Source organism: Aeromonas sp. MR16, from assembly GCF_022549315.1.
GTDB lineage: Bacteria > Pseudomonadota > Gammaproteobacteria > Enterobacterales > Aeromonadaceae > Aeromonas > Aeromonas aquatica.
In genome coordinates this window covers 93340-106041 of record NZ_JAKZFK010000003.1, presented here as the reverse complement: position 1 = coordinate 106041, position 12702 = coordinate 93340, and the positions used below count along the sequence as shown (strand labels likewise).

Genomic DNA, 12702 nt, shown 5'->3' with positions numbered 1-12702 from the left:
AGGTGCGAAGCCTGAATAGCAAAACGCCCCGATAAATCGGGGCGTTTTTTATGGGCGCGGGGCAGGATTACTGAATGCTCTTGCCCGCGCGCACGTCCTTGACGATGGCCTGCAGGCTGGCCAGATCGCGGGGGGCACCGCGCAGGATCTGGTCGCCGATGATGAAGGCCGGCGTGCCCGAGATGCTCATGGCTTCGGCCAGGGCACGGTTGGTGCCAAGGTTTTGATCGATGCTGCCATCCTTGATCTTCGCCTCGACCTTGTTCCAGTCCACCCCGGCGGCCTTGGCGACGGCTTTCACCTGGGCTTCGTCGGACAGCGGGCCCTGATGGGCATACAGCTTGTCGTGGAAGGCCTGGTACTTGTCGGGCTGGCCGAGCTGCACCGCCAGTGCCGCGCGGGCGGCGTAGTAGGAGGTCTCGCTCAGGATGGGGAACTGCTTGTAGATGTAGCGGATCTCCTTGTCTTCGCCGAGCAACTGCTGGATGAGCGGATGGGCACGCTTGCAGTAGCCGCAGTTGTAGTCGAAGAACTCGACCACGGTCAGGCTGCCCTTGGGGTTGCCGCTCTCGGGATCCTTGTTGGAGTAGAGCTGCTTGGCATGCGCCTCTATCAGCGACTTGTCGTTGGCGGACTGCTGGCTCTCCTGCTTGGCGCGCAGGGCGTTGGACATCTCGACCAGTATTTCCGGGTTCTTGACCAGATAGTCGCGCACTATCTGCTCGACATCCGTCTTGGTCAGCTCACTCGCCTGCAGCGGCGCCGCAAGCAGGGTCGCGCCAGTCAAGGCGGCGATCAGGGCATGTTTGATTCTCATAGGTCCAACTTGCTGGGAATATCGTGGAGGCCACTATAGTGGGTGAGTCTGTTTTCAAGTCAAGTTATCCGGCTGAAAAAGCACGACCTGTGCCCAATTTACGGGTTTTATGCGTCATTTAGCCCAATAAATCGGCAAACAGACAGGGCAGGGATTTACAAGCCGGATCGCGATGGGTAGTATTCGGCGCACTGCTGCGGAGGGGTGGCAGAGCGGCTGAATGCACCGGTCTTGAAAACCGGCGATGGGCGACCATCCGTGGGTTCAAATCCCACCTCCTCCGCCATTTATATAGCCCAATCGATTGAATCGGTTGGGCTTTTTTGTGTCTGTGATTTTTAGTATGCCACTTGGTATGTCATTAAGTGTTGGCTGGCATGCTATCGAGATGAACTGGGTTGGACACAGCACTGAATCGATGCAACTAATCATGGAAATATGGAGTGTCTATTCCGTAAGCTGACTGCGTCAATCTCACTTGCTTCTTCATAAGTCATAAGGGTGAATCGCCCGGCCGGTTCCGGGGATAGTTGCCCATTTGTCCACCTAGCCAGCGGCAAGGTGGGCCAGTCGCTTGTCAATCCAGCGCACTCGGGCAGAGGCCTGGCTGCGGCAGGCGGGCGCACACTATATGGGCGACACCTGACCGATATCGAGCCGGTGATTGCCGATATCAACCGCCGTCTGGCGTGCGGGGCGTATAAAGCCACCGTCCGGGTGTGTGATGGACCTGTTGTTGCACGAGGCCGAGGAAAAGCCTGCTCCCAGGCGCGCTGTCTTCCTTGATTTACCCGATCCGACCAAGCCCTGCAAATACGCTGTCTCAGGATCCTTCTTTGGATATGCCGCTATCAGGTAAGGTGCCATTAGTCGAATATGCTGAAGTGGTTATTTTTATCGAGCGTAATTAGTGGTAATTAAATGAAAATATGTACAATATATCGATAAATATGCCTTCATTGTATTTTAATGGGAGTGGCATAGTTTGAGTTACGGTGAGTTGTTGTTTCTGTGAATATAACCCAAGTGACTGAATTACTTGGTTTTTATTTTTATATTGTACGTATCTCAACTTATTGAGATGTGATTCAGCACCCATTGTGGTTCATGCTGAACAATATGGTTACCCTTTGAAAGCAGCATCATGACATGGATACAACTGACGCATTAGATCTCATTTCCCAGTTCGATCGGGCCAGCGATGAAGGCACCATAGTGGCCTTGCTGCGCAAACTGACGCGCCAGATGGGGTTTGATTATTTCCGGCTGGCGCTGATTTTCCCGAATACCATACAGCGGCCAGATGTCATCATCTTCAATGGCTGTCCGCTGGCCTGGGTGGATGCCTATACCCAGGCAAACTTCTTCGCCATCGATCCCGTGGTGCAGCGTGGCATGGTGCAGAGTACCCCTATCCTGTGGGCGGATCTCATGGAGGAGGTTATCTGCGATGTCCAGGGCCTGGCGGTCATGAGGCTGGCCCAGGAAGCGGGATTGCGAGATGGCATCACCTTTCCCTGGCACGGTGCCAATGGCCATGTTGGCCTGCTCTCCCTGATCAGCCGTGAACCTCGTAGCGGGCAGCAGTGGCTGGCCGTCACCCCCTCCCTCACCTGGTTATCCATGCATATCTTCGAGGCCGTGGCTCGGGTATGCCTGGTGGGCCTGTCGCCCCACGATGCCTTGAGCCTGCGAGAGCTGGAGGTGTGCCGCTGGGCGGCAGAGGGCAAACAGGTGAGCGACATCGCCCAGATCCTGGGGATCACCCCGCGTACCGTGACGTTTCATCTGAACAACGTGGTCACCAAGCTGGGGGCGAGCAGCAAGTGCCAGGCCATCTCCTGGGCCCTCAAGCAGGGAGTCGTCAGGTTGAATGTCGAGCTGGCGTCCGTCGCCAATGTGGATGAGAAGCAGTGAACTCGTCTGCATGGCGCAACAAATTGCGCACGGTGCGGAACATTATTCCAGTCAGGCAATCATTGGTGGTTTAAAAGAGGGGGAAACACAATTCGTTGCGCTATTCATACTGGTAGTCGTGCCGGGTTATTTATAAAACATTGAAATATATTGATTTTAATGGGTGGCATGGTCACTGCTAAGGGTTTCGGTCGAGTGTCATTACCGTTCAACCCATCAGGAGCATACCCATGCCAACTCCATGTTATATCAGTATCGAAGGCAAAACCCAGGGCAACATCACCGCCGGTGCCTTCACCTCTGACTCCGTCGGCAACATCTTCGTGCAAGGTCATGAAGACGAGATGCTGGTTCAGGAATTCCAGCACATCGTCACGGTGCCGACCGACCCGCAATCCGGTCAGCCGGCTGGCCAACGTGTCCACAAGCCGTTCAAATTCACCGTCGCGCTGAACAAAGCCGTGCCGCTGATGTACAACTCCCTGGCCTCCGGCGAGATGTTGCCTAAAGTGACCCTGAAGTGGTATCGCACCTCGGTCGAAGGCAAGCAGGAGCACTTCTTCTCTACCGTGCTGACCGACGCCACCATCGTCGACATCGACTGCCAGATGCCGCACTGCCAGGATCCGGCGAAGTCTGACTTCACCCAGCTGATCCAGGTCTCCCTGGCCTACCGCAAGATCGATTGGGAGCACACCGTTGCCGGTACTTCCGGTGCCGATGACTGGCGCGCGCCCATCGAAGCATGATGACATGCAGGAGCACCCGTTTGGGTGCTCCTCATCTTTTGGGGGGCCCATCCTGTGCAAGCCACTGTCCAAGTACCCGTGTCCCCCAGTCGTTTCTTGTCTGTGCCATGCCTTCCTTCTGCCCGTTTGTTTGCCGAGCGGGCACAAGAAAGAACATGACGACGGATCTTCACGCACGCCTTCGGGGCGTGCGGTAGCCATGGTGGCGAAACAGCGGCGACCATGGTGGATCTTTCCCCCATCTTGAGGCCAGCCGGCAGAAATGCGGGGCCGACAGCAGAGGCGCACCGATGGCAGACAGCACAGGATTACAATTTACCGTCAAGGTGGGGGCGCTGCCCGAGACCACCTTCGTGGTGGCCGAGTTCATGCTGGAGGAGGCGTTGAACGGGCCCTTCCAGCTGAGGCTGGAGCTCGCCAGCCCCGAGCCGGACGTCGACTTTGGCGCCGTGCTGGATCAGCCCTGCGAACTGCTGGTGTGGTACAACGGCGAGCTGCAGCGGCGGGTGTGCGGTGTGGTGAGCGACTTTGCTCAAGGGGACAGCGGCTTTCGCCGCACCCGTTATCAGCTGCTGGTACAGCCGGCCCTGTGGCGGCTCTCCCTTCGCCAGAACTCCCGCATCTTCCAGGCCCAGAAGCCCGACGAAATCCTCTCCATCCTGCTGCAAGAGCACGGCATTACCGACTACGCCTTCGCGCTCAAGAACGAGCATGCCCAGCGCGAATACTGCGTCCAGTACCGTGAGACGGACCTTGAATTCCTAAACCGCCTCGCCGCCGAAGAGGGGCTCTTCTACTTCCACGAGTTCGAAGCTGGCAAGCATCGGCTGGTGTTTGCCGACGATGCAGCGGCCCTGACCGCCGGCCCCGAGCTGTTCTTCAACCTCGGCAACCGCTCCCTCGAACAAGGCCCCTATGTGCGCCAGTTCCACTACCGCGAGGCGGTGCGCCCCAGCGATGTGGAGCTGAAAGACTATAGCTTCAAGACCCCGGCCTATGGCCTCTCCCATAAAAAGCTCGGCGCCGAGCTTTCCCATCAACGCGACACCTACCAGCACTTCGACTACCCGGGCCGCTACAAGCTGGACGGCAGCGGCAAGGCGTTTGCCCAACATAGGCTCGATGCGCTGCGAAGCGATGCGGTGACCGGCTTGGCTAAGTCCAACTGCGCGGCCCTGCTGCCGGGTCAGACGTTCTCGCTGACCGAACACCCGAACGGAGCGCTCAATGTCGACTGGCAAATCGTGCGTATCAGCCACGTGGGTTCTCAGCCCCAGGCATTGGAAGAAGAGGGAGGCAGTGGCCCGACCGTCTACCACAACGCATTCGGGGTGGTGAAGGGGAGCACCACCTGGCGTGCGCGCATTGGCAGCCCACAGGCGCTCTACAAACCCATGGTGGACGGCCCGCAGATTGCGACCGTGGTGGGGCCGGAAGGGGAGGAGATCTACTGCGACGAGCACGGCCGGGTGAAGCTGCAATTCCCCTGGGACCGCTATGGTTCGAGCAACGATCAGAGCTCCTGCTGGGTGCGGGTATCTCAAGGCTGGGCCGGCGGTCAGTACGGCATGATGGCGATCCCGCGCATCGGCCACGAAGTCATAGTGAGCTTTCTGGAAGGAGATCCGGACCAGCCCATCATCACGGGCCGTACCTATCACGCCACCAACAGACCCCCCTATGAGTTGCCGGCCAACAAGACTCGCACCGTGCTGCGCACCGAGACTCACCAGGGGGAGGGTTTCAACGAGCTGCGCTTCGAAGATCAGGCGGGCCAGGAAGAGATCTATATCCACGGTCAGAAAGACCTGAATCTGCTCATCGAGAACGATGCGGCCTGGCACATCAAGCACGACGAGCACAGGGACATCGACAATGAGCGGGTGACCCGGATCAAGGCCAATGACCACCTCACGGTGAATGGTGAGAAGCGGGACCATATCAAGGCTGACCTGTCGCTGACAGTGGATGCCTCCATGCACCAGAAGCTCGGGCAGTCCCTGTTGGTGGAGGCGGGTACTGAGGCGCATCACAAGGCGGGCATGAAGATAGTGATGGAGGCGGGCTCAGAGCTGACCCTGAAAGTGGGGGGGAGCTTCGTCAAGATAGACCCAAGCGGCGTCACCCTGAGCGGCGGCTCCATCAAGATGAACTCCGGCGGCAGCGCAGGCTCAGGTTCAGGTTGGGCTGGACAGATGCCGCTCCAACCCGGCGAGGTGGAAGTGGTGGCGCCGCCGCCAGCAACCTTGCCCGCCCCGGCCATTTTCAAGAGCATGGCGTCCATGGCTCCACTGGTTAAGCCCTGTCCTTTCGCCGAGGAAGGTTAATCATGGACTTTTATGAATGGCGGGCCAAGCACCAGGGAACCTTGTTTGTCATCGTAGATGGCGGTGCGGACAGCACATTGATACAACGCTTCTACGAACTGGGGAGCGGAGAAGCCTGCCCCCTGTTTGCTGGAACCCCTTTTGCTGAACAATCCGCACTAGGCCCCTGGTTGTTGCAAGAGCCCTCTGCCGAATTTGTGACCTTGTACCCAACTCTGAGCGGTTTTTATCTGATCAGTGATCAGCCAGCCGAGGAGGTTCGCCGCCACTGGCGAAGCTTGATAGAGGTTATCCACGAAGGAGAGGCTGTCTGGTTTCGTTTCTCTGACCATCGTATTTTCTTGCCGATGCTCACGACCATGACGCTTGACGAGCTCGATGCCGTTTTGGGTCCTTGTGCCGGATTGTGGGCCAATAACGATGGGTTTTCCCGCACACAGGGGGCCGAGTTTCATCCACCGAGACAGACCCCCTGGTTTCACATCCGACCTCATCACCTGACTGCGCTCTACGACGAGAGTCGACATGCCTATATCTTGCGGCGGCGGTTATGGCAGGCCATGACGGCTATGATGGAGCGTCATCCGAACCCTGAGGATGTGATTCTTCCCCTGCTTAAACGGGCCAATCAGGCAGGATTGCAAGATGACATTCGTGATGGTGTCGTGGCCGGGGCTCTCACTCTACAGGTGGGACTGCCGCTGGATAGCATCCAGGTACCCTTGGTATTGACGGAAGATGAGCTGGCGCAGATTGAAAACTGGTTGAACAAACATAACGACCTGACGGGAGCCCGCTGATGTTTTCCGATCCCCACTGCATACCCTGCGAACGCTATAACTGCTGGATAGAAGTAGACGTTCGCGATGAACATAATCGATCGTTTAAAGGCCTAAAGGCAACGCTGACGGATGAGGCTGGCAAGAGCAAGACAGTGACCTTGAAAGACGGCCCGACCCTGGTTGAGGGCTTTGCGGTCGGCTCGGTAACCGTCAAGCTGGAGACCCCATCCTGGCTCAAAGCGGCGCAATCCCGTGAGACGCTCAAAGAAGGGGACATCAGTGAGGTTCCTGCCTATACCGACAAGTTGCCGGGGCACTGCGATATCAAGCGCGAGCATATCAAGGTCACCTCCGGCGACCTCTGCCTTACCTACCCCGAGCAACCACTACCGGAAGGACATAAAGCCGGACAGGCACAACCGCCGCGCTTTATCACCAAACATTCCTATGTGATCGAGGTTAAGGGCTATCAAATCAATGTATTACGGATTGGAGTTTTCTTCGATGGTACCGGTAACAATACCCGTAATGCTCAGGCCGGGTTGCAAAAGGTAGAGCAGTGGTTGCTCGAGACCTGCTCCGATCCGCACCAGCGGGAGAAGGAACTGCGTGGTTGTCAAATGGGGAGAAGTCCGGTCGAGGGGAGTGCCGCCAATGATGTGACCAATGTTTGGAAGCTTCGGGAGCAATATCGGATTGGTGAGGATACCCTGAGTGCTCGCGCTTACATTAGTGGCATAGGTACTCGCGATCCCGAGCCAGGAAAGGATGGCCCTGTATATCGTTCTGACGACCCTTTTACTCAGGGCCTAGACCTCGATCTGGGCGGAGAAAACACCTCCATCATTGGCAAAGTTATGTTGGCTTGTGAACTTAAAATTACTGAGGGTATCCAACTTGATCTGGGACGGGTGCTGCCCGAAATAGACTGCATCCATCGTATCGAGTTTGATGTGTTTGGCTTTAGTCGTGGTGCGGCAGCGGCTCGTCATTTTGTTAATGTGATTGACCAAAAGGCCGACCATCCTCTAGTCAAGGCTGTGGCCAATAATTCGGATATCCGGCTTAAGGCGGGGTTTGATTGGGCCAGCCGAGACGATGTGCGCTTTACCTTCATTGGTCTGTTCGATACAGTCGTTTCCTCTTATAACGCCAGCGTCAATGTCCATCTAAAAGCCGATTGTGCTGAGCGGGTGGTGCATCTGACAGCGCAGGATGAGGTCCGTAAACACTTCCCGTTGTCGCGCATCACCGAGGATAAAGCAGGCACTGATATTCCGGCTCACTTTACCGAACTGGCGTTACCGGGGGCCCACTCGGATATTGGTGGTGGGTACTACAGTCGCTGGAGTCTGAGTAATCCCAATAGCGCTCCTGCGCTGACCGAATGTGTCGAGCTGGAGCGCTTTATGAGCGTAGAGAGTGCCAACACCCCAGATGGCACCAGCCGTGCCTATCAGCAGGCCAAGGTTTATGCCGAGGAGAAAAAGGCCATGGGTTGGGTGGATAGTATCAATCCCCACTTGCCTCGTGGTGTCATACCTTCGCTCGGGGCCATCAGCCTGAAGCCCTACTCATTCCGGCGCTCCGAGGGGAAAAATAGCTCAGGCCCCAGCAAGAAATCCGTCTATGTGGAAGTACTGATGAACAGGGTGGTGGAGGGGGAGTACTCCCGTATACCGCTGCATATGATGGTGGAGGCCGGACGCGCCGTAGGAGTACCGTTTAAACAGTGGAGGTCAGAAGAAAGAACACTTCAACTTGAGTCGCTTTCAGTTAAACGACCTGCAGTTAATCTGACTAAGCTGGATCAGCTTTGGGTTCAGGCTGCTGCAAAACAAAAGGTGGTGGAAAATTTGGCTTATTCACTATCCCTCGATGATTACCGCGCGCTGCGCCGCGACTATTTACACCATAGCGCCAGTAGTCAAGGGATTGCTAACCCAGCTAATACCAATAAATACGAGGCAACAGTCAGCAAGGAAAGGCGCGAATTGATAGGGAACAAAAAGGAATGATATTAAATAAATTATTTATCCTGAGTAACCTTGTGTGGTCTCTGGCGGTTTATGCAGTACAGCCGATTTATTGGATTTATGGAACCGGAAGTAATATTGATGAGATTTGGACTAGTAAAGCTGAATTTTATCGCAATGACCGTTTGATCGTGAGTTATCCGGGCGGAGGGGGAGGGCCAGAGACTAGCGAAAAGCGTATTATTCAAAAAAAATACTACTGGAGTGGAGGAGATGGTGGGCCGACTAATGGGGCTCCTGTACCAGATAAAGCCATTATTGAGATGGTTTCATTTCACGATCGTAAACGCTATCGCATCAAGGTAGATTTACCCGCCGATCTGGAAAAATGGATACGACAAGAGTACATGGTCGATGGAAAGGTTGAGCGTCGTCATTGGCTCTACTTTGGATTAGCACCAGGTGGTTATTTTGAAGTGCTGTTGCAAGGATTCAAGATCCGACCTGATCAGTTGCTTGTTCGCGGTATTGCCGAAGAGGTGACCGACGACTGGTATGATAAAAAAGTCCCGGTAGCTCGCCAATATGGCATGGATGATTTCGACAAAAAATATGGCGAGCTATTCAAGCAATATCCTGTGCCGCTCGGCATGGATTGGGCCCCCATCATGGATGCCTACCGCGCCAAGCAGCCCAAAACAGATATAGAACCAGTCAACTAGTCTGTTGCATCCAGAATCTTCGCTTTTATGGCATCACCATGGGGCCAGCCACAGCATGGGCAATATCATCACCTCGCAATGCCCGCACGATTTCGAGGGCGAACTCGATGGCGCTGCCGGGGCCCTGACTGGTGATAAGCCGATGGGCCTCGTCCCTCACCACCCGCTCTGTGCTGAGTTGAGCGGGAGGGAGCTTGGACTGAAAGCCCGGGTGGCAGGTGACCCGCGCATCTCCCAGCAGATGATGGTGCTGCAGCACCACCACGGGGGCGGCGCAGAGGGCGGCGCGCCAGCGGCCAAGCAGAGCCTGCTCCTTGAGCAGGTCGATGGCGAGGGGGGTATCGCGGATCACCTCGCTGCCGGGCAGGCCGCCCGGCACGACGATGGCCTCGAAGTCACGGCTGGTCAGCTCGTCGATGTGGCAGTCGGCCACCAGCTGCACTCCGCGGGAGGCGCGGATCTGGCGCTGTCCCGCCGGGCAGCAGGAGGCGAGCACCACTTCGATGGAAGCCCGTACCAAGGTGTCGACGATGGCGACGGTCTCGATCTCTTCCGAGCCCGGGGCAACCAATACCAAAACGCTCATTGTGCACTCCTCGCTGTACGGGCTCGGCGCCTCTCTTATATCTGGATCCCGATACAGGCCCTGATTGACAGGCACCGTGATGGGGCCATTTGGTCGGATGGGTCAAACGGTGGCGATGACCCCATCCTCGCTTACATCCTTGGATTCAACTCTTCTCTTTGATGGCCTGATAGAGGCCCTGATTGACCGGCACCGCGATGCCGTGCTGGGCGGCGCAGGCCAGCAGGAAGCCGGTGATGGCCTCGATCTCGGTCTCGCGACCCAGCTCCATGTCCTGATACATGGAAGAGTAATTGTCGGCGGTGAGCTCCACCACCATCATGGCGCGGCGCAGCAGTTCCTCGGCACTGGTCGGCTGGCCTTCGGCCTGCATCACGTCCGCCACTTCCACGCAGATCTGCTGCAGGGCGTCGGCGAAGCGGGGACCGGTCAGATCGCCATTCTTGAGTCTATACAATGCGGTCAGCGGATTGATGGCGCAGTTGATGGCGAGCTTCTGCCACTGGCGGGCCAGGATATGTTCATCCCATCCGGTCTGGCCGAGGGCGGCGGCGAGCTCGTCCGCCAGGCCGGCGTGGGCCTTGGCGGCCTCGTTGACCGGGCCGAGCCAGGTCTCACCCTTGCCGGTATGGCGGAACACGAAGTGACCGTTCTGCATGGCGCCGTGGCTGGTGACGCCGGCGATCACCGGGTTGTGCGGGAACAGCTGCACCACCTGCTCGGCGATGCCCATGCCATTGTGCAGCAAGATGATGGGGATGCCTGCCGCCAGCTTGCCCGCCAGCGGCGTCAGGGCCGACACCACCTGGCCAGCCTTGGTCATCACCAGCAGCCGCTTGATCTGGCCGGGCTCGCTGACGAAGCCCCGCTCGATGGCGATCAACTGGGTATGGCCTTCCAGCGAGGTGAAATCGATGCCGGGGTGCAGGGTCGAGCGGTGCCGATCGCGCAGCAAGACGCGGGTCGATTGGCCGCTCAGGGTCAACAGGGATGCGAACACGCCACCCAGGGCACCACAGCCCAGCAGTGACCATTGAGGGGAGGAGGGCTGTCGGCTGTTTTTAAGGTTTAAATCGCGTAATCCGCTTGGCATGGAGAGGCTCAATCAAGGTAGGGGTCGCGTTCCGAACAACCACCTGCCGGGGATAAGTGAAGATGTCGCGTGGCGGACACTAACGGGTCTCGCCATTCCTGTGCGCAGGGGATTCTAGCAGAGCAACCCCATCAAAATCAGCAAATTTGCCGGTTTTCTGGTAGATTTGCCCCCCTATAAGCGCAACTTGAGGAGCCCTGACATGCCGTCATTCGATATTGTCTCTGAAGTCAAAATGAACGAGGTGTTGAACGCCGTCGATAACGCCAATCGTGAACTGGCGACCCGTTTCGATTTTCGTGGTGTTGAAGCCAGCTTCGAATTGAACAAAGAAGAAGTCAAACTGGAGGCCGATGCCGATTTCCAGCTCAAGCAGATGGTCGAGATCCTGCGCGGAGCCCTGCTCAAGCGCAACATCGAAGGCAATTCCATCGACGTGGGTGACAGCGTTCACTCCGGCAAACGCTTCCACCTGAACGTCAAGTTCAAGCAGGGGATCGAGAAGGAGATCGCCAAGAAGTTGGTGAAGCTGATCAAGGACTCCAAGATCAAGGTGCAGGTCGCCATCCAGGGCGATGAGGTGCGTGTTACCGGCAAGAAGCGTGACGATCTGCAGGAGGCCATGGCGCTGGTGCGCGGGGCCGAGCTGGGTCAGCCGATGCAGTTCCAGAATTTCCGTGATTGATCGCTGGCGGGGAGGGTTCGGTCCTCCCCCTTGTTCAATGGCAAGACGTTCGATGGCAAGACCGTCGATGGTCGAGCCATAAAAAAACCGGAGCAGCTGCTCCGGTTTTTTGTGTCCGCGATACCCGTTCGATTAGAACTTGTAGGTAACGGAGAAGTAGTGACCGAAACCAGTGGTCTTCAGGCCGTAGGAGCCGTTCTGGATGCCATAGATGTCGTTGAAGTACTTCAGGCCGTAACCGACGGCGTAGCGGTCGGAGTGCCAGTACAGGCCGTTGAACATGGCGGTACCGTCGGTGGAGGTGTCCTTGGCATCAAACAGGTGATCCAGGTAACCCTGATACGCGATGAAGCTGCCGTTGGAGAAGGTGTAGAAAGGCTTGAACCAGTTCATGGAGAACTGATAGCCGTTCCAGCCCTGCTCGCCGCTGCCTTCGTTGACGTGACGGGCATACAGGTTCATGCCAACCTTGCCGAACCAAGGCACCTGTACGTCGGCACCCAGACCGGTCATGGCTTCAAACAGACCATCCGGACCACCCACGTTGATCAGGTTGGCGATGTACAGCTCTTGCACCGGGCCGAAGGAGAGATCTTTGCCGGTCATGCCGTCGATGGAGATACGCGGTGCAAACTTGATGAACAGGTTGTCCTGGTTGTGCTTGTCGTCGCTGTTGTTCTGGAAGATGTCGAAGACGTCGACGTAACCGTACAGATCGAAGATACCAGAGCGGCCACCAAACTCCATTTCGAAGTAGGTATCGTTGTAACCACCTTCAGACTCGCTGTAGGGCATCTGATCGATGGTGTGCATGACGTTGAACTGGAACCACTTGTAGTCGTTCTTGTGGATGTCGCCGCTGTAGTCGGCAGCGAAGGCCGGGGTGGCGGATGCAGCCAGCAGACCGGCAGCGATCAGAGTCTTGGTAAATTTGGCCATTTTATTGGTCTCTTGTGTGTTTAGTTGAGGTTTTCCGTAGCCTGCCCACAAGGAGCGGGAGGGATTCTAGCCAATTAATTTCAACGGATAAACAAGAGCCAGGGAACTT

The 12702-nt window shown here is 56.8% G+C and carries 11 protein-coding genes and 1 tRNA gene; 8 read left to right on the top strand and 4 right to left on the bottom strand.

The genetic code is table 11. The features are described from left to right. Positions 1 to 67: 67 nt before the first annotated feature. Positions 68 to 817 (bottom strand): DsbA family protein, encoded by a 750-nt coding sequence (locus tag MM194_RS04455; RefSeq protein WP_241342795.1) that lies wholly within the window; start codon positions 815 to 817, stop codon positions 68 to 70. A 198-nt stretch (positions 818 to 1015) separates the two neighbouring features. On the opposite strand from MM194_RS04455, the gene MM194_RS04450 reads away from it, so the two are divergent. The 7 genes from MM194_RS04450 to MM194_RS04420 all read left to right on the top strand — a co-directional run bounded on the left by MM194_RS04450 (position 1016) and on the right by MM194_RS04420 (position 9290). Further along, positions 1016 to 1103: transfer RNA gene (locus MM194_RS04450), tRNA-Ser, on the top strand. Between the two features lie 863 nt (positions 1104 to 1966). Beyond that, a complete protein-coding gene (locus tag MM194_RS04445) occupies positions 1967 to 2734 on the top strand; it encodes a LuxR family transcriptional regulator (RefSeq protein WP_241342794.1) in 768 nt (255 codons plus the stop codon). Positions 2735 to 2964: 230 nt separating this feature from the next. Beyond that, complete coding sequence (gene hcp1, locus MM194_RS04440; protein ID WP_033130216.1) at positions 2965 to 3483, top strand: type VI secretion system effector Hcp1; 519 nt, start codon at positions 2965 to 2967, stop codon at positions 3481 to 3483. A 290-nt stretch (positions 3484 to 3773) separates the two neighbouring features. Then, positions 3774 to 5810 carry a type VI secretion system tip protein VgrG gene (locus tag MM194_RS04435; RefSeq protein ID WP_241342793.1) on the top strand — a complete coding sequence of 679 codons (2037 nt, stop codon included), beginning with the start codon at positions 3774 to 3776 and terminating at the stop codon, positions 5808 to 5810. A 2-nt stretch (positions 5811 to 5812) separates the two neighbouring features. Beyond that, positions 5813 to 6610 carry a DUF4123 domain-containing protein gene (locus MM194_RS04430; RefSeq protein ID WP_033132089.1) on the top strand — a complete coding sequence of 266 codons (798 nt, stop codon included), beginning with the start codon at positions 5813 to 5815 and terminating at the stop codon, positions 6608 to 6610. Continuing rightward, positions 6610 to 8610, top strand: coding sequence for a DUF2235 domain-containing protein (locus MM194_RS04425; protein ID WP_241342791.1), 2001 nt, complete (start codon positions 6610 to 6612; stop codon positions 8608 to 8610). The genes MM194_RS04430 and MM194_RS04425 overlap by 1 nt, the downstream gene beginning before the upstream one ends. Next, positions 8607 to 9290 (top strand): DUF2931 family protein, encoded by a 684-nt coding sequence (locus tag MM194_RS04420; RefSeq protein ID WP_241342790.1) that lies wholly within the window; start codon positions 8607 to 8609, stop codon positions 9288 to 9290. Before MM194_RS04425 ends, MM194_RS04420 begins: the two co-directional genes overlap by 4 nt. 25 nt (positions 9291 to 9315) lie before the next feature. Here the strand turns inward: MM194_RS04420 and MM194_RS04415 are convergent, their stop codons facing one another. Together MM194_RS04415 and MM194_RS04410 are read right to left on the bottom strand one after the other, a co-directional pair. Beyond that, the gene (locus tag MM194_RS04415; protein ID WP_033132091.1) at positions 9316 to 9876 is read right to left on the bottom strand and encodes a DJ-1 family glyoxalase III; all 561 of its coding nucleotides are present in this window, start codon (positions 9874 to 9876) and stop codon (positions 9316 to 9318) included. Positions 9877 to 10021: 145 nt separating this feature from the next. After that, entirely contained in the window at positions 10022 to 10969 is a 948-nt protein-coding gene (locus tag MM194_RS04410; RefSeq protein ID WP_241342789.1) for a 2-dehydropantoate 2-reductase, read from the bottom strand. Positions 10970 to 11171: 202 nt separating this feature from the next. Between MM194_RS04410 and MM194_RS04405 the strand changes: the two genes are divergently transcribed. Continuing rightward, positions 11172 to 11654, top strand: coding sequence for a YajQ family cyclic di-GMP-binding protein (locus tag MM194_RS04405; RefSeq protein WP_033132093.1), 483 nt, complete (start codon positions 11172 to 11174; stop codon positions 11652 to 11654). 132 nt (positions 11655 to 11786) lie between these two features. Here the strand turns inward: MM194_RS04405 and MM194_RS04400 are convergent, their stop codons facing one another. Further along, a complete protein-coding gene (locus tag MM194_RS04400) occupies positions 11787 to 12593 on the bottom strand; it encodes an outer membrane protein OmpK (RefSeq protein ID WP_033132094.1) in 807 nt (268 codons plus the stop codon). Positions 12594 to 12702: the final 109 nt, after the last annotated feature.

Bases quoted from the DNA above. Each gene is read 5' to 3' on its own strand.
- MM194_RS04455 (WP_241342795.1), bottom strand. From the start codon at position 817: ATGAGAATCAAACATGCCCTGATCGCCGCCTTGACTGGCGCGACCCTG.
- MM194_RS04445 (WP_241342794.1), top strand. From the start codon at position 1,967: ATGGATACAACTGACGCATTAGATCTCATTTCCCAGTTCGATCGGGCC.
- hcp1 (WP_033130216.1), top strand. From the start codon at position 2,965: ATGCCAACTCCATGTTATATCAGTATCGAAGGCAAAACCCAGGGCAAC.
- MM194_RS04435 (WP_241342793.1), top strand. From the start codon at position 3,774: ATGGCAGACAGCACAGGATTACAATTTACCGTCAAGGTGGGGGCGCTG.
- MM194_RS04430 (WP_033132089.1), top strand. From the start codon at position 5,813: ATGGACTTTTATGAATGGCGGGCCAAGCACCAGGGAACCTTGTTTGTC.
- MM194_RS04425 (WP_241342791.1), top strand. From the start codon at position 6,610: ATGTTTTCCGATCCCCACTGCATACCCTGCGAACGCTATAACTGCTGG.
- MM194_RS04420 (WP_241342790.1), top strand. From the start codon at position 8,607: ATGATATTAAATAAATTATTTATCCTGAGTAACCTTGTGTGGTCTCTG.
- MM194_RS04415 (WP_033132091.1), bottom strand. From the start codon at position 9,876: ATGAGCGTTTTGGTATTGGTTGCCCCGGGCTCGGAAGAGATCGAGACC.
- MM194_RS04410 (WP_241342789.1), bottom strand. From the start codon at position 10,969: ATGCCAAGCGGATTACGCGATTTAAACCTTAAAAACAGCCGACAGCCC.
- MM194_RS04405 (WP_033132093.1), top strand. From the start codon at position 11,172: ATGCCGTCATTCGATATTGTCTCTGAAGTCAAAATGAACGAGGTGTTG.
- MM194_RS04400 (WP_033132094.1), bottom strand. From the start codon at position 12,593: ATGGCCAAATTTACCAAGACTCTGATCGCTGCCGGTCTGCTGGCTGCA.